Annotated in this window: 14 protein-coding genes; 5 read left to right on the plus strand and 9 right to left on the minus strand. The window is 48.3% G+C overall.

Features of this window, described 5'->3' with window-relative positions:
* Window positions 1–89: 89 nt before the first annotated feature.
* The 5 genes from hutH (at window position 90) to Q5C82_RS03000 (ending at window position 7004) form a co-directional block, all read left to right on the plus strand.
* Window positions 90–1616, plus strand: a complete 1527-nt coding sequence (gene hutH, locus Q5C82_RS02980) for a histidine ammonia-lyase (protein WP_003218953.1) — start codon at window positions 90–92, stop codon at window positions 1614–1616.
* Complete coding sequence (hutU, locus tag Q5C82_RS02985) at window positions 1613–3271, plus strand: urocanate hydratase (RefSeq protein WP_003218955.1); 1659 nt, start codon at window positions 1613–1615, stop codon at window positions 3269–3271. Before hutH ends, hutU begins: the two co-directional genes overlap by 4 nt.
* Before the next feature lie 12 nt (window positions 3272–3283).
* Window positions 3284–4549, plus strand: coding sequence for an imidazolonepropionase (gene hutI / locus Q5C82_RS02990; protein ID WP_003218958.1), 1266 nt, complete (start codon window positions 3284–3286; stop codon window positions 4547–4549).
* Entirely contained in the window at window positions 4542–5498 is a 957-nt protein-coding gene (gene hutG, locus Q5C82_RS02995) for a formimidoylglutamase (RefSeq protein WP_003218959.1), read from the plus strand. Before hutI ends, hutG begins: the two co-directional genes overlap by 8 nt.
* Before the next feature lie 78 nt (window positions 5499–5576).
* A complete protein-coding gene (locus tag Q5C82_RS03000) occupies window positions 5577–7004 on the plus strand; it encodes an amino acid permease (RefSeq protein WP_003218961.1) in 1428 nt (475 codons plus the stop codon).
* A gap of 42 nt (window positions 7005–7046) precedes the next feature.
* Here the strand turns inward: Q5C82_RS03000 and Q5C82_RS03005 are convergent, their stop codons facing one another.
* The 9 genes from Q5C82_RS03005 to Q5C82_RS03045 form a co-directional block, all read right to left on the minus strand.
* Entirely contained in the window at window positions 7047–8348 is a 1302-nt protein-coding gene (locus Q5C82_RS03005; protein WP_003218963.1) for a pyrimidine-nucleoside phosphorylase, read from the minus strand.
* A gap of 29 nt (window positions 8349–8377) precedes the next feature.
* A complete protein-coding gene (nupC, locus tag Q5C82_RS03010; protein ID WP_003218965.1) occupies window positions 8378–9559 on the minus strand; it encodes a nucleoside permease NupC in 1182 nt (393 codons plus the stop codon).
* Between the two features lie 94 nt (window positions 9560–9653).
* Window positions 9654–10325 carry a deoxyribose-phosphate aldolase gene (deoC, locus tag Q5C82_RS03015; RefSeq protein WP_003218966.1) on the minus strand — a complete coding sequence of 224 codons (672 nt, stop codon included), beginning with the start codon at window positions 10323–10325 and terminating at the stop codon, window positions 9654–9656.
* A 105-nt stretch (window positions 10326–10430) separates the two neighbouring features.
* Window positions 10431–11372, minus strand: a complete 942-nt coding sequence (gene deoR / locus Q5C82_RS03020) for a DNA-binding transcriptional repressor DeoR (RefSeq protein ID WP_003218968.1) — start codon at window positions 11370–11372, stop codon at window positions 10431–10433.
* A 135-nt stretch (window positions 11373–11507) separates the two neighbouring features.
* Window positions 11508–12338 (minus strand): DUF1206 domain-containing protein, encoded by an 831-nt coding sequence (locus Q5C82_RS03025; protein WP_003218970.1) that lies wholly within the window; start codon window positions 12336–12338, stop codon window positions 11508–11510.
* A 64-nt stretch (window positions 12339–12402) separates the two neighbouring features.
* Window positions 12403–13512, minus strand: a complete 1110-nt coding sequence (gene eutH / locus Q5C82_RS03030) for an ethanolamine utilization protein EutH (protein ID WP_003218972.1) — start codon at window positions 13510–13512, stop codon at window positions 12403–12405.
* Between the two features lie 69 nt (window positions 13513–13581).
* Window positions 13582–14919: an MmgE/PrpD family protein gene (locus Q5C82_RS03035; protein WP_003218974.1), complete on the minus strand. Its 1338-nt coding sequence runs from the start codon at window positions 14917–14919 to the stop codon at window positions 13582–13584.
* The gene (gene sndB, locus Q5C82_RS03040) at window positions 14916–16058 is read right to left on the minus strand and encodes an N-acetyl-sulfur-metabolite deacetylase SndB (protein ID WP_003218975.1); all 1143 of its coding nucleotides are present in this window, start codon (window positions 16056–16058) and stop codon (window positions 14916–14918) included. Before sndB ends, Q5C82_RS03035 begins: the two co-directional genes overlap by 4 nt.
* A gap of 16 nt (window positions 16059–16074) precedes the next feature.
* A complete protein-coding gene (locus Q5C82_RS03045; RefSeq protein ID WP_003218977.1) occupies window positions 16075–16824 on the minus strand; it encodes an amino acid ABC transporter ATP-binding protein in 750 nt (249 codons plus the stop codon).

The raw sequence follows: 16824 nt of genomic DNA on the forward strand, positions 1-16824 counted from the left end.
TAGGGGGCTATGCGTGAAAACAGACTTTCACAGCATAGCCCCTTTTTGTATGGGCGCTTTATCAAAGTAAAGACAAAGGAGTTGGGCTTATGGTGATTTTAGACGGTTCTTCATTGACAACAGCCGACGTCGCACGTGTGCTGTTTGATTTTGAAGAAGCAGCGGCTTCCGAAGAAAGTATGGAGCGCGTGAAAAAAAGCAGAGCGGCAGTGGAGCGGATTGTCCACGAAGAAAAGACGATATACGGCATTACCACCGGATTTGGCAAGTTCAGTGATGTCCTGATTCAGAAAGAGGACTCGGCGGCGCTGCAATTAAATTTAATCCTTTCTCATGCCTGCGGAGTCGGTGATCCTTTTCCTGAGTGTGTTTCCAGGGCAATGTTGCTTTTGCGCGCCAATGCGCTGTTAAAAGGGTTTTCCGGTGTACGTGCTGAGCTGATTGAACAATTGCTTGCGTTTTTAAATAAACGCATCCATCCTGTCATCCCCCAGCAGGGATCACTTGGCGCAAGCGGTGATCTGGCGCCGCTTTCCCATTTGGCACTTGCACTGATCGGCCAAGGAGAAGTCTTTTTTGAGGGAGAAAGAATGCCGGCAATGACGGGCTTGAAAAAAGCCGGTATTCAGCCGGTATCGCTGACATCCAAGGAAGGGCTTGCTTTAATTAACGGGACTCAGGCCATGACCGCTATGGGTGTGGTCTCATACATTGAAGCTGAGAAACTAGCCTATCAAACCGAGCGCATTGCCAGTTTAACGATTGAGGGGCTCCGCGGAATTATCGATGCATTTGACGAGGATATTCACTTAGCCCGCGGCTATCAGGAGCAGATTGATGTCGCAGAACGAATTCGTTTCTATCTATCTGACAGCAGCCTGACAACCTCCCAAGGAGAACTGCGGGTACAAGATGCATATTCATTGCGCTGTATTCCGCAAGTACACGGTGCGACTTGGCAGACATTAGGCTATGTCAAAGAAAAATTAGAGATTGAAATGAATGCAGCTACAGACAATCCTCTCATTTTCAATGACGGTGACAAAGTCATCTCTGGCGGAAACTTTCACGGACAGCCGATTGCCTTTGCCATGGATTTTCTGAAAATCGCAATTTCAGAGCTTGCGAATATCGCAGAGCGACGGATCGAACGCCTTGTAAATCCGCAGCTGAATGACCTGCCGCCGTTCCTAAGCCCTCATCCCGGTCTGCAATCCGGCGCGATGATCATGCAGTATGCTGCGGCCTCACTTGTTTCTGAAAATAAAACACTGGCCCATCCTGCAAGTGTGGATTCTATTCCGTCATCCGCCAACCAAGAAGACCATGTCAGCATGGGAACCATCGCCGCTCGGCATGCTTATCAGGTGATTGCGAATACAAGAAGAGTCATTGCGATCGAAGCGATTTGCGCATTACAGGCGGTTGAATACAGAGGCATAGAACATGCAGCGTCCTATACCAAACAGCTCTTTCAAGAAATGAGAAAAGTCGTGCCTTCCATTCAGCAGGACCGTGTTTTTTCCTATGACATTGAACGCTTGACTGACTGGCTGAAGAAGGAATCTTTATTACCTGATCATCAAAATGAAGAACTGAGGGGGATGAACATATGACTGATGTAAAAAAATCAATCCGCGCCAACAGGGGAACAGAGCTCGAATGCTTAGGGTGGGAGCAAGAGGCGGTGCTTCGGATGCTTCGAAACAACCTTGATCCGGAAGTCGCCGAGAAGCCGGAGGACCTCATCGTATACGGCGGGATTGGCAAAGCCGCACGGAATTGGGACGCTTTTCACGCCATTGAACATTCTTTGAAAACACTAAAACATGATGAGACATTGCTCGTACAATCCGGGAAGCCTGTTGGCATGTTCCGCACTCACCCGCAGGCACCGCGCGTACTACTAGCAAATTCTGTTCTTGTTCCGAAGTGGGCGGACTGGGAGCATTTCCACGAGCTTGAGAAAAAAGGGTTAATGATGTACGGACAAATGACGGCAGGCAGCTGGATTTACATTGGCTCACAGGGCATATTGCAAGGAACCTACGAAACCTTTGCTGAGCTGGCGAGACAGCACTTTGGAGGAAGCCTAAAGGGAACATTGACGCTGACAGCCGGTCTCGGAGGAATGGGAGGCGCCCAGCCGCTGTCTGTCACGATGAATGAAGGAGTTGTCATTGCCGTCGAGGTAGACGAGAAACGCATCGACAAGCGCATCGAAACAAAATACTGCGACCGTAAAACAGCCTCGATTGAGGAAGCATTAGCGTGGGCTGAAGAGGCAAAGCTGGCCGGAAAACCTTTATCCATTGCTCTTCTCGGAAACGCGGCTGAGGTTCACCACACCCTTTTGAACCGGGGCGTCAAAATTGATATCGTGACTGACCAGACATCTGCCCATGACCCATTAATTGGTTATGTTCCCGAGGGCTATTCACTTGATGAAGCAGATCGTTTGCGCCAAGACAATCCAGACCTTTACGTGCGCCTCTCGAAACAAAGCATGAAAAAACATGTGGAAGCCATGCTGGCCTTTCAACAAAAGGGCTCTGTTGTATTTGACTACGGCAACAATATTCGGCAAGTCGCAAAGGATGAAGGGCTGGAGAATGCCTTCGATTTTCCGGGGTTTGTCCCTGCTTACATTCGCCCCTTATTCTGTGAAGGAAAAGGACCGTTCCGCTGGGCGGCGCTGTCCGGTGATCCGGCAGATATTTACCGTACGGATGCGTTATTAAAAGAACTGTTCCCGGAAAATAAAGCCCTTCACCGCTGGATCGATATGGCACAGGAAAAAGTCACGTTCCAAGGCTTGCCGTCCCGTATTTGCTGGCTTGGTTATGGAGAACGAAAAAAGATGGGCCTTGCCATTAACGAGCTGGTCAGAAACGGGGAGCTAAAAGCGCCAGTCGTCATTGGACGAGATCATTTGGACTGCGGGTCTGTCGCCTCACCAAACCGGGAGACAGAAGCGATGAAGGACGGAAGTGACGCTGTCGGCGATTGGGCTGTGCTAAATGCGCTTGTCAACACGGCGGCGGGTGCAAGCTGGGTTTCCTTCCACCATGGCGGCGGCGTTGGAATGGGCTATTCCCTGCATGCCGGCATGGTCGCGGTTGCCGATGGAAGTGAGCTGGCTGACGAGCGGCTCGCCCGAGTCTTAACGAGCGACCCGGGAATGGGCATTATCCGTCATGCGGATGCGGGTTATGAACGTGCCGTTGAAGTAGCGAAAAAACAAGACATTATCGTGCCGATGCAAAAATAAAGGAGTGATGACATGCCGAAACAAATTGATACGATACTCATCAACATCGGTCAGCTTTTAACGATGGAAAGCAGCGGCCCCCGTGCGGGCAAAAGCATGCAGGATCTTCATGTGATCGAAGACGCTGTTGTCGGCATCCATGAACAGAAGATTGTGTTCGCCGGAAAAAAAGGAGCTGAAGCCGATTATAAAGCAGACGAAATCATAGATTGTTCGGGACGGCTTGTAACGCCGGGTCTCGTCGATCCGCACACCCATCTTGTATTTGGGGGATCTCGGGAAAAGGAGATGAATCTTAAGCTTCAGGGCATCTCCTATTTAGATATTCTGGCTCAGGGCGGCGGGATTCTGTCTACTGTCAAAGACACCAGGGCAGCTTCAGAGGAAGAGCTGCTGCAAAAAGGCCATTTTCATCTGCAAAGAATGCTGTCCTACGGTACGACCACGGCTGAAGTGAAAAGCGGCTATGGCTTGGAAAAAGAAACAGAGCTGAAGCAATTGCGTGTTGCAAAAAAACTGCATGAGTACCAGCCTGTTGACCTTGTCTCCACGTTTATGGGAGCCCATGCGATTCCTCCAGAATATCAACACAATCCGGATGAATTTCTGGATCAAATGCTTTGCCTTTTGCCGGAAATCAAAGAGCAAGAGCTCGCCAGCTTTGCAGATATTTTTACAGAAACAGGCGTTTTTACCGTCAGCCAATCCCGCAGATATTTAAGAAAAGCGGCCGAGGCGGGCTTCGGATTAAAAATACACGCAGATGAAATCGATCCGCTTGGAGGTGCTGAATTAGCGGGGGAGCTAAGGGCTGTCTCCGCCGACCATTTAGTAGGTGCCTCAGACGAAGGCATAAAGAAATTGGCTGAGGCAGGAACGATCGCCGTCCTCTTGCCGGGCACGACATTTTATCTAGGTAAGAGTACATTTGCCAAGGCAAGAGACATGATTGATGAGGGTGTATGTGTCAGTTTGGCAACGGACTTTAATCCTGGCAGCTCGCCTACTGAAAATATCCAGCTGATCATGTCAATTGCCGCGCTTCATCTGAAAATGACAGCGGAAGAAATATGGCATGCGGTCACAGTCAATGCCGCACACGCCATAGGAAAAGGGGAAGAAGCCGGTCAGCTCAAAGCCGGCCGATCAGCTGATCTAGTCATTTGGCAAGCCTCGAACTATATGTATATTCCGTATCACTACGGCGTCAATCATGTACACCAAGTCATGAAAAACGGAACAATTGTAGTCAACAGGGAGGGAGCCATTCTTGGATAAATACCCTTTTCTCAGAGAGGCAGGTTCTTCGTTTAAAGACCGGGATGTCACAAAAATGAGCGACCTGATATCAAAATGGGACGGCCAAAGTATTAAAGGGCCAGCATTGATAGGTGTCCCTCTATCAAAATCCTCTATCAGTCATTCAGGCGCTTCCTTTGCTCCCGGAACAATCCGCCAGGCACTAAAACATTCATCGGCCTATTCTGCGGAGCTTGGAGGACATGTCGTATCAGATCTTCTTTACGATCTGGGGGATATCGATATTCACGTAACTGATATTGTAAAGTCACATCAGCAAATTTTCCATACCATGCACGCTCTGCTTTCGGACCATCCAGATTGGGTGCCGCTCATACTCGGGGGAGATAACTCGATCAGCTACTCCACCATAAAAGCGATAGCACAAACAAAAGGAACGACAGCAGTTATTCAATTTGATGCCCATCACGATGTTCGCAATACGGAGGACGGGGGGCCGACCAACGGCACTCCCTTCCGCCGCCTTTTGGATGAAGAGATCATTGAAGGCCAGCATTTGATCCAGCTGGGTATCAGAGAATTCAGCAACAGTCAGGCATATGAAGCATATGCAAAAACACACAACGTGAACATCCACACGATGGGCATGATTCGTGAAAAAGGACTAATCCCGACGATAAAAGAGATTTTGCCTGCCATTCAAACAAGAACAGACTCCATTTTTATATCCGTTGATATGGATGTCTTAGACCAGTCCCATGCACCCGGCTGTCCAGCGATTGGCCCAGGCGGCCTCTATACAGACGAATTGCTTGAAGCAGTCAAGTACATCGCACAACAGCCTAATGTTGCCGGGATTGAAATCGTTGAAGTTGATCCTACCCTCGATTTTCGGGATATGACAAGCAGAGCCGCAGCTCATGTTCTGTTACACACATTAAAAGGAATGAAACTCTCCCCAGTTTAATGACCTTCTGGCAGGTTGTACTTTGCGCACGAGAAACTCATCTGCCTAATGAATGGCAGCTAAAAGGAGGGCGAAACGGTGAATCTTCAGGAGAACAGCGGCCAACAGTTAAAACGCACAATGAAAAGCAGGCACTTATTTATGATCTCATTGGGAGGCGTCATAGGGACAGGGCTTTTCCTCAGCACGGGTTATACGCTAAACCAAGCCGGACCCGGCGGTACGATACTCGCTTATTTAATCGGCGGGTTGATGATGTACCTCGTCATGCAATGTCTCGGTGAATTGTCGGTCGCCATGCCGGTGACCGGTTCTTTTCAAAAATACGCTACCACATTCATCGGGCCGTCTACCGGTTTTATGGTCGGCATCATGTACTGGGTGAATTGGGTGGTGACGGTAGGTTCTGAGTTTACCGCATCAGGCATTCTCATGCAGCGCTGGTTTCCGGACAGCAGCGTATGGATGTGGAGTGCGGTTTTTGCAGCTCTCCTTTTCGTATGCAACGCATTTTCAGTCAAGCTATTTGCGGAAACCGAATTCTGGTTTTCCAGCGTGAAGATTGTCACCATTATTTTATTTATCATTTTAGGAGGAGCCGCCATGTTTGGCTTGATCTCTTTAAACGGGACGGCAGATGCTCCTATGTTGTCAAATTTCACAGATCATGGAGGGTTGTTTCCGAATGGCTTTCTCGCCGTTTTTATCGCCATGATATCTGTGAGCTTTGCCTTTTCCGGTACAGAATTAATCGGAGTCACAGCCGGGGAATCAGCAAATCCTCAAAAGGATATACCGCGATCCATCCGTAATGTTGCGTGGAGAACAGTCATTTTTTTCATTGGTGCCGTCTTCGTATTATCCGGGCTGATATCGTGGAAAGAAGCAGGCGTGATTGAAAGTCCATTTGTAGCTGTATTTGCGGAGATCGGAATCCCTTACGCCGCAGATATTATGAATTTTGTGATATTAACAGCCTTGCTGTCCGTCGCCAACTCGGGCCTATATGCTTCAACCCGTATGATGTGGTCGTTAGCAAATGAAAACATGATCAGCTCCCGTTTTAAGAAAGTCACATCTAAAGGCATTCCCTTAAATGCCTTAATGATCAGTATGGCCGTATCTTGTTTATCTCTCGTTTCCAGTATCGTGGCGCCCGGAACTGTATATGTGGTGATGGTAGCGATTGCTGGATTTGCAGGAGTCGTGGTCTGGATGAGTATTGCGTTGTCTCAACTCTTGTTTCGAAAGAGATTTCTTAAAAAAGGGGGGAATGTAAAAGATCTGACATTTCGCACGCCGCTTTATCCTCTGATGCCTATAGCCGCTCTTTTATTATGTTCAGCTTCTTGTATCGGTCTTGCTTTTGATCCCAATCAAAGAATCGCACTCTTCTGCGGAGTTCCTTGTATCATCCTATGCTATCTCATCTTCTATTTCAAAAGAAAGTTTGAGAAAGCAAAAAAAATCAGCCAAGAAGAATATCAGATCGATCATATCCTTTAATCAAAACAGCACACCCCACTCAGGATGGGATGTGCTTTATTTTTATTCCGTAATTAACGTATGAATCAGCTTCGGCGCCTTCGTTTCCGCTGCGATACGGATGTTGTCATAGACTTTTACGACGACTTCATCGACGTTTTCGCGGTTGGCGTAAAGCGTAACAAGAGGCTCGCCTTTTTCTACCTTGTCGCCGACCTTTTTGCGGAGCATGATGCCGACAGCTAAATCGATTTCGTCTTCTTTTGTGGCGCGTCCGGCACCTAACAGCATCGCTGCAACGCCGATTTCGTCCGCGACAATTTCGGAGACAACACCGGCTTCTTTGGCAGGCACATCAATTTGATATGCAGCTTGCGGAAGCTTAGATGGATCGTCAACAATCGAGCTGTCGCCGCCTTGGTTTTTGAGGAAGTCCTTGAATTTTTCAAGCGCTTTGCCGTTTTTCATGACTTCTTCCAGCTTCGTTCTCGCTTCGTCCAATGTATCAGCTTTTTTCGCAAGCACAACCATTTGGCTTCCGAGCGTTAAGACAAGCTCATGAAGATCCTCAGGGCCCTCGCCTTTGAGCGTGTCGATCGCTTCTTTAACTTCAAGGGCATTTCCGATCGCAAAGCCGAGCGGCTGGGACATGTCAGAAATGACAGCCATTGTTTGGCGGCCGACGTTATTTCCGATACGAACCATCGCTTTGGCGAGTTCAGCCGCGTCTTCTTCCGTTTTCATGAAAGCGCCTGCTCCCGTTTTTACGTCGAGCACGATGGCGTCCGCCCCGGCAGCGATTTTTTTGCTCATAATCGAGCTTGCGATCAGCGGAATGGAATTGACCGTTCCCGTTACATCACGAAGCGCGTACAGTTTTTTATCAGCTGGCGTTAAATTGCCGCTTTGGCCGATGACGGCGACCTTGTCGCGGTTCACAAGCTTAATAAATTCGTCCTTTGACAGTTCCACGTGAAAGCCGTCGATTGCCTCTAATTTATCAATCGTACCGCCCGTATGGCCGAGGCCGCGGCCGGACATTTTGGCAACCGGCACATCAAGAGCCGCAACAAGCGGGGCGAGAACGAGCGTTGTCGTGTCGCCGACGCCGCCGGTGGAGTGTTTATCCACTTTAATCCCTTCAATGGCAGAAAGATCAATCGTTTCACCGGAGTTCACCATCGCCATCGTCAAGTCCGCGCGTTCACGGTCACTCATATCTTGGAAGAAAATCGCCATGGCAAGCGCGCTTGCTTGATAATCAGGAATGCTTCCGTCCGTATAGCCTTTCACGAAAAATTGAATTTCTTCAGTGGTGAGTTCTTTTCCGTTTTGTTTTTTGATGATGATATCTACCATTCTCATGTTTGGTCACCGATCCTTTTCGATTAAGTTCAGTAAATCAAGCCCACAATTGCTGCTGATAAAAAGCTGACAAGCGTAGCGCCGTATAATAATTTCAGGCCGAAACGAGCGACAACATTTCCTTGCTTTTCATTCAGTCCTTTTACCGCACCGGCAATGATGCCGATTGAGGAGAAGTTCGCAAATGACACAAGGAATACCGATACGATCGCTGTTGTACGGCCGCTGAAATGGAAGCCGTTTTGCGTTAGCGACGTCATGGCGACAAATTCATTTGATACCATTTTTGTTGCCATAATGCTTCCCGCATTAACAGCCTCATTCCATGGGATACCCACAAGAAAAGCGAATGGAGCAAACACATATCCAAGAATGCCTTGGAAGGAAATACCGAATACTGCATTAAAAATGCCGTTAACTAAAGCAATAATCGCAACAAATCCGATCAGCATCGCAGCGACGACAACTGCTACTTTGAAGCCGTCAAGGATGTATTCACCGAGCACTTCGAAGAAGGATTGTTTTTCTTCTTCTTCGACACGGAGCATATCCTCTTCTTTTTTTACATCATAAGGATTAATAATTGAAGCGATGATGAAACCGCCAAATAAGTTCAAGACCAGTGCCGTTACGACATATTCCGGTTTCAGCATCGTCATATACGCGCCGACGATTGACATTGATACGGTTGACATCGCAGAAGCGCAAAGCGTGTACAAGCGCTGCTGATTTAAAAGACCTAGTTCTTTCTTCAAGGAGATAAATACTTCTGACTGACCTAAAATGGCTGAAGCGACTGCGTTATACGATTCTAGTCTTCCCATACCGTTTACCTTGCTGAGGGCAAGGCCGATATATTTAATAATAAACGGGAGAATCTTCCATTTTTGCAGAATCCCGATCAAGGCGGAAATAAACACGATTGGCAAGAGAACGTTCATAAAGAAAGTCGTTTGATCCGCATTCACCAAGCCGCCAAACACAAAGTTGATTCCTTCTGCCGCGTATTCAAGCAGGTAACCGAATCCTTTTGCAAAACCTCCTACGAGGAAATTCCCTACCCCGGTATTGAGGAGAATGTAGCCGAGAATAAATTGCAAAATGAGCATAACAACAATTGGGCGGATCTTAATTCTTTTTTTCCCGCTGCTTGCGATCCATGCAAGGCCTAAAAACACGATCAAACCGATGATCCCAATCAAATACTTCATATGTGTTTCTCCTTTATTTGTATTCGCTTACAATAACTGCTTCCCCAGAAAAGAAAGATGAGTAACGGAAAGCAATGTGCTTCCCGTCAGCTTCTTAATAGTTGTCTCCGCCTGATGTGTTTTCGCCTTTTACAATGGAAACGCCTGCGCTTGCACCGATTCGGCTCGCTCCCGCCTCGACCATTGTGTCTACATCTTCTTTCGTTCTGACGCCGCCGGATGCTTTCACGCCGATTTCAGGGCCTACTGTTTTGCGCATTAAGGCGATATCTTCCTTCGTTGCGCCGCCTGTAGAGAATCCTGTTGATGTTTTCACGAAATCAGCTCCCGCAGAAACCGCTAAACGGCACGCGCGTTCTTTTTCTTCATCAGTCAGAAGGCATGTTTCGATAATGACTTTGACAAGCGCTTTTCCGGCTGCAGCTTCCACTACACCGCGGATATCCGCTTCAACCACATCGTCTTCTTTGTCTTTCAACGCGGCAATGTTAATGACCATGTCCACTTCTGTGGCGCCTTTTGAAATCGCATCTTTTGTTTCGAACGCTTTTGTTTCAGTTGTGTTGGCACCGAGCGGGAAGCCGATGACCGTACAGACGTCAACTCCAGTTCCCTCAAGCTCTTTTGCAGCAAGCTCAACCCATGTCGGATTGACACATACTGAAGCAAATTTGTATGTTTTCGCTTCTTGAATTAATGTTAGAATCTCCGCTTTTTGTGTATGCGGTTTCAAAGCTGTATGATCAATTATGTTAGCTAATGACATCCTTCGCACACTTCCTTTTTTGTTAAGATATTTTTTAGCATAACCGACTTTTGAACATATGTAAATTGGTAATTGAAATTTTGTTCAACGAACGGTTTGCACGTGTCACAAATCATTAACAAGCGCCCTTGCAGTATGCTGGTCAATAATTAAAACATTGGCATATTTTCCGGTTAATGCGCCGTGTATGGAAGACACTTTTCTGCTCCCGCCGGCCACTAAAATTGAGCGTTCTTTCAACCTAAGGTCTTCAAGCTCAACACCGATGGTTCGATCATTGATGGCGCTGCTGCAAATATTCCCTTTCGCATCAAAAAAGCGTGAACAGATATCCCCGACGGCCTGTTTTTTCAACAGGGCTTTCTCTTCTTCGTTAAAATATCCGAGCCGGAACAACAGCGCTTCGTCACGGACTGTTCCCACCGTGAAGAGAGCGATATTCGCCTGCTTGCCCATCTCGATGATCCGCTCAATATGACGGTCTTTCTCCACCATTTTCTTCACATCCGCATTATCAAACACGACGGGAAGCGGGAGATAGCGCGGCATCGTTTGAAATGCCTCTGCAAACAGCTGAATCGTTTCAGCGGAATACGTGTTTACCCGGGAATGGCTGATGCCGCCTTTCAGCTGGACGACCTCGACGCCTTTTACCTGCTTTGGCTGCATGTTTTGCGCAATTTGGTACATGGTGGTTCCCCAGCTGACACCGACAATGTCGCCGTCTTTCACCGTTTCATACATATATTCTGCACCATAGCGGCTTAGGTCATGTGTAATTCCTGCATAATCAGGTGTCGGGGAAAATACAACATGCGCCTCGAGAAGCCCGTATTTCTCTTCAAGCATGGAACCGAGCGCATCCAGATCCTCAAAAGGATCCATGACGCGAATCTGGACAAACCCTTTTGCTTTTGCATATTGCAGTAGCCGGGAAACGGTCGGCCTTGAAATGTTGAGCTGCTCAGCAATTTGCTGCTGACTGTAGTCAGACTGATAGTAAAGCCTTGCCGCTTCTATGCTTAATTGTTGTTTTTCCCGATCCATTCCGCACCTCCCTTTGGATCAGTTCATGATAAAACTGCTTTCGATTTGTTTTTATTATACAGGCTGGCCCCAGCTTTCATCCACCTGATTTCTGAGAAACTGAAAAACGCTCTGGGCGCAGGACCTGTCCAGAGCTTACTTCTCCCATGTCATATGCTGATAAATCCCTTTCATAATAGCGTACAGTCCATATAGGATCAGCCCGAACGCCAAAATAGATAGAATCATTTTTCCATGCGGCTGCCGCGCGAGTTCAGCAAGCGCACCGTCAAAGCCTCTTGTGTCGTCAGGATCAGCGGTCATGGCTGTCTTGATGAGGAAATAGCCGATAGCCGAGAAAATAATGGCCCGGGCGATATTGCCTGCGCGCCCGGTGTTTTTCGCGATGCATATCATTTGTTTATTCATTTTTGACGTATCGAATTCTTTCATAAAAGCAGCCCGTACACCCTTCACAAATTGAACGATCGCAAATACAATAAAACCCGCACCCGTAAACCCTGTGAGCCATCGGCCGAACGGCTGCGCCAATACATAAGCGGACCACGTCTGTTCTGAAGTGCTGCCGCTCCCTTGATCAAAGACAAACCGAAGGGCATTCCATGCAATCGATGCGTATACGGCGGCGCTGAATAAATTTCCCGTTCTTCGCGACAGGCCCCGTCTTCCCGTGCCATGGCCCTCTGTATCCTTAATCGCACTCAGCACCATCCATATGACATACCCGATGAGGCCGACCCCTATGAAGAAAAGCAGAATCGATCCGTATGGCATGCGTGATAATGTTTGGAGCGCTCCGCTTGAATCCTTTGCCCCGCTTCCAGCCCCGGCAGCCGTCATCAATGCCAGAATGCCGAGCAAGATAAAAACACCGCCGAATGTAAAATAACCAAGCCTTCCGAACCGCTGTATCCAAGGCTTGGTTTCCTGTTTTATTTTAGAGATGCACTGGTCCTTCGCATCCATGTGCCCAACCCTCTTTCCGGAAATGTTACTGTATCATTTCCCGTATGAGGAGAGTTGAAACAGACTATCCTTCAAGAGAATTGTGTCTTTGCTTTTTGGCCGTATAGGCGGGGGTCGTCCAGGCAGCCGCTGCGGCAGCAGTGATTCCACCCGCTAATTTTCCAATCATCATAGCAACCGCCATTTCTTTTTTCATTCCGGCCACAAAACCGAGATGGCTGCCAAGCACAAAGGCTGCGCTAACCGCAAACGCGACATTGATGACCTTTCCTCTCGGCGTCATATCTTTTAATGAAGCCAGCATTGGAATATGATGAGCCAAAGAAGTCACCAAACCTGCTGTTGCTGTCTGATCTAAATGAAAGCACCTCCCCATTGCCTGAAGGGGCTTTTTAAAGACTCTTGCGATAAAGGCCGTCATCGGAAACGCCCCTGCCAACGCAATGGCGATGGTCCCTGTCGTTTGTATCCCTGTTTCGACGTTTTCCATCCCTGGAATCAGCACAATGCCAGTCATCGTTTCAACGGAGACAGCTGCAAGCCCGATAATCGCAACCATACTGACAGCCTTCCCGAAGAGATGAAATAACCGAATGATGGAATCGGTATACCGCCATAATCCAAAAGCGATCACAGCAGACAAAAGACTTGGAATCAGGAGGTTTTGACCTATCATGATGATGTTAAGGCCTGCGCATAATCCGCCGGTTAAGCACCCGATCGGCACTGTACACAGCCCGATTAAAATGCCTTTTGCAAAGTACGGGTGATCCTCTTTTTCGATGATGCTTAGAGCGACGGGAATCGTGAAGACAATAGCCGGTCCCATCATCGTTCCTAAAAACACCCATGAAAACAGTCCGGCCTGTGGATCTTTCGCCATTTCTCCAGCGAGCGCATATCCTCCCATATCAATGGCCAAGATGGTATTCGCAAAGGATGAGGGATCGGCGCCAATCGCTGTATAAACCGGAGAGACGATGGGAATCAGGGTAGCTGCCAGCACGGGTGCCAGCGACACAATTCCGATCATGGACAGCGCCAGCGGCCCCATGGCCTTGAAGCCATCGGCAAACCGCTCGCCTAGCCCCCATCTGTTTCCTAAACAATAATCCGCCGCTCCCAATAGTAAAAAGGCAGCCAAAATGAATACAACCGCGTCATTCACCGTCATGGTTTCTCCTTTTTCAAACGTATGATTGGTTTTATCATATCATCTGAAATCGGTTAATAGAGCTGAATCTTATCCAATATGCGCTAAAAATTCTTTTATATCGGCTTTCACAACTGCTGTTATGATGTGCCGCGCTTTTTCATGCGGAACCGTTAATGTCAGTTTTTCTTTTATGTCTTCTTCAGACAGTTCATTTCCTGGAGCTCCTTTTGGACAGTCCACACGTGCTTCGCAAATCCGGCCGTCTGATAAATAGGCCCGGACAATCGTGAAACGGCCTTTTGGAACGGCATGAGGAGCCGGCTGAATAGCATTGTCATATACTCGCTGAATATGCCTGATTGTCGTTTGAATGACGCTTGGGATCGGCTGGCTGTTGAAATGTTCAACGGTCAGCTCATGTCCGTGCAAAGCAAGGGCAATCACATATTCAACGCTGAAACGGCCTTCCTCTCCAGTCTTCGGTGATCTTTCCGTCAATGCAGCATCTCCGCCTGGCGGAAAAATCACTTCAATCCGCTCGGTATTGGCGGCAGAAATGGCTTCTTCAGAGACAAGCTTTCGTATCGCATCTGCCGCATGGTGAGCCGCGGAGCAAAATGGATAGATTTTAAACCATAGGCCCGGCTTCACGATTCTCCATGGTGCGCCCCAATGGTTTAGCAAAGTGTTTTGCGCTTTTTCTAAATCGCCGTATAGACCGAAGAAACCCGTATCTCCATCAAGTGCCGTATGGGACCCGCCGAATTCTGATTGGGCCATTTTAACGGCAAATAAGCCAGCCTGAGCCGCCAGACCGGCGTGCAGCGGCTTCATTTCTGTTCCGAATTGCACCCTCATCCCGGCAGATTGCGTAGCCGCAAAACCAATCGCTTTTTCCATCTCTTCTTGAGTCAGTTCCTCCGCGTAACCTGCGGCGCAGGCAGCAGCGATCGTGCCAAGCGTTCCTGTATTATGCCAGCCCTTTTCATAGTGGCGGCTGCCAATCGATTCTCCCAGCCTTGCCATCACTTCAACACCAACAATATAAGCGCCAAGAAGCCGCTCGTCATGTCCGCGAGCGGCAGAAGCCATAAGAGCCGGCACGATGACAGCACTGGGATGTCCTCTTACATCGGAGTGGACATCATCAAAATCCAATGCATGGGCGATAAATCCATTGAGCATCGCGGATTGTAATGGCGCGGCTTTTTTTCCTTGCCCAATAATAGGAACAAGGGGCGTGCCTCCTTCACCCTCTATCAGGCGGAGGAGCTTTTGAATTCCTTTATCTTCTCTTCCTGCGAATGAAGCGGCTGTAAAATCGAGTAACCCTTTTTTTGCTTCACGCATCGCAGCAATTGAATGTTCAGGCTGTGACGTTCTTACAGCCTCTGCAAGACCAGCTGTCAGCCCTTGTCTGCTCATTTGATGGTCTCCAGTACAATAACCGCCAGCTCTGCAAAGTATTGAGAGGCAACAGTCAGAGCTTCTTCATCCAATGTAAAGGCCGGATGATGCCACTCCTCTGTCCCGTTCGTTCCCATCCACACAAAAAATCCCGGGATCTTCTCTTGATACAAAGCGAAGTCTTCTCCGCCCGGAGACTGCTCAGCGTGAACGGTTTGAAAGCCAAGCCGTACCGCAGCTTCGGATGCTGCGTTCAAAAATGTGCCGTCATTCTGAACGGAAGGCAAATAAGGAAACCACTTGAATTCTGCTTGTGCCCCATAGCCCGCGGCAATTCCTTCAGCTACTCGTTTCATATGTTCCGGAACAGCCTGTCTCGCTTCTTTTTGAAAGGTTCGAACCGTCCCCTCCATTTCAGCCTGATCTGGAATCACGTTCCACGACGTGCCCGCCTGTACTTTTGTAATACTGACGACCGCGTTTTGCAATGAGCTGATGTTGCGGCTTACCACAGATTGCAGGCCGCTGACGATTTGTCCGGCTGCAGCGATTGGATCAATACTGTTATTCGGGATGCCGGCGTGCCCGCCTTTCCCTTTGACGACGATCTCAAATCGGTCAACACTTGCCATGAGCGGACCTTCTTTTACACCTATGGTCCCGACAGGCAGATCCGGCTTATTGTGCATGCCGAAAATCGCGGAAACGCCATCAAGTACGCCAGCTTCTATTACCTTTCTTGCTCCTGCGGCAATTTCTTCCGCTGGCTGAAAGATAAAGCGGACAGTACCTTTAAGCTCGGCTCTTCTTTGATTCAGCAAAATGGCCGTGCCGATAATGGAAGCTGTATGAAAATCGTGTCCGCACGCATGCATCGTGCCGTCAACCTTAGATGCAAACGGCAGATTCGTCTGTTCTTGGATCGGGAGCGCATCAATGTCCGCTCGTATCGCTATCACGGGTCCGTCTTCGTGTCCTTTGATTTCCGCAATCACGCCTGTCTCCAATAGAGGAACGTCGAGAATCTCAATATGTTCTTCTTCAAGCCAGCGGCGGATTTTTTTCGTCGTTTCAACCTCTTGAAATGACAGTTCAGGATGTTCATGAAGATCACGCCGCATATTGATTAAACGGGTATGAAACGTTTTGTCGGCCATTGTTCTTCTCCCTTTCTTATATAAGCTCTGCAGGCTCTCCCACCTGCTTGATAAATCTTTTCGTCCGTTCGTTTTTCGGATGGTCAAACAGTTCTTCTGGCGTTCCCTGCTCGATAATATGGCCGTCTGCCATAAAAATCACTTTATCAGCGACCTCTTTTGCAAATGCCATTTCGTGCGTAACAATGATCATCGTTGTTTGTTTTTCCGCAATGGACTTGATGACCTGAAGCACCCCTGCGACGAGCTCAGGGTCAAGCGCTGAGGTTGGTTCATCCAGCAAAATCGCATGCGGATTGACCGCAAGTGCCCGCGCGATGCCGATTCGCTGCTGCTGGCCGCCGGACATTGTGATCGGATAGCTGTCAGCTTTATGCTCTAGACCGACTTGTTTCAGAATATCCATTCCAATGCGTTTTGCTTCATCACGTGATTTGTGTTGAGCCACGATTAAAGCCTCTGTAATGTTTTGCAGAGCGGTTTTATTTTTAAACAGATTGTAGTTTTGAAAGACCATGGCCGTTTGCTGGCGAAGCCGGTGCGCCTCCTTGCGTGTAAACCTTTCCGCGTTCAGCTTGGCTTCTCCGATTTCAATGAGGCCTTGATCCGGACGCTCTAATAGATTCAAGCACCGGAGAAGCGTTGATTTTCCGGAACCGGACGGACCGATGATCGCCACTACTTCTCCGCGTTTCACTTCTAGATCGATTCCGTCGAGCACGACGAGATCTTTAAACGCTTTGCGAATATTTTTTACTGTTATCAA

It is taken from the genome of uncultured Bacillus sp., from assembly GCF_958411575.1.
GTDB classification, from domain to species: Bacteria; Bacillota; Bacilli; order Bacillales; family Bacillaceae; genus Bacillus; species Bacillus spizizenii.

Excerpts from the sequence above, each read along its gene's own strand:
- hutH (WP_003218953.1), top strand. The coding sequence starts at position 90 with ATGGTGATTTTAGACGGTTCTTCATTGACAACAGCCGACGTCGCACGT.
- hutU (WP_003218955.1), top strand. The coding sequence starts at position 1,613 with ATGACTGATGTAAAAAAATCAATCCGCGCCAACAGGGGAACAGAGCTC.
- hutI (WP_003218958.1), top strand. The coding sequence starts at position 3,284 with ATGCCGAAACAAATTGATACGATACTCATCAACATCGGTCAGCTTTTA.
- Q5C82_RS03005 (WP_003218963.1), bottom strand. The coding sequence starts at position 8,348 with ATGAGAATGGTAGATATCATCATCAAAAAACAAAACGGAAAAGAACTC.
- nupC (WP_003218965.1), bottom strand. The coding sequence starts at position 9,559 with ATGAAGTATTTGATTGGGATCATCGGTTTGATCGTGTTTTTAGGCCTT.
- deoC (WP_003218966.1), bottom strand. The coding sequence starts at position 10,325 with ATGTCATTAGCTAACATAATTGATCATACAGCTTTGAAACCGCATACA.
- deoR (WP_003218968.1), bottom strand. The coding sequence starts at position 11,372 with ATGGATCGGGAAAAACAACAATTAAGCATAGAAGCGGCAAGGCTTTAC.
- Q5C82_RS03025 (WP_003218970.1), bottom strand. The coding sequence starts at position 12,338 with ATGGATGCGAAGGACCAGTGCATCTCTAAAATAAAACAGGAAACCAAG.
- eutH (WP_003218972.1), bottom strand. The coding sequence starts at position 13,512 with ATGACGGTGAATGACGCGGTTGTATTCATTTTGGCTGCCTTTTTACTA.
- Q5C82_RS03035 (WP_003218974.1), bottom strand. The coding sequence starts at position 14,919 with ATGAGCAGACAAGGGCTGACAGCTGGTCTTGCAGAGGCTGTAAGAACG.
- sndB (WP_003218975.1), bottom strand. The coding sequence starts at position 16,058 with ATGGCCGACAAAACGTTTCATACCCGTTTAATCAATATGCGGCGTGAT.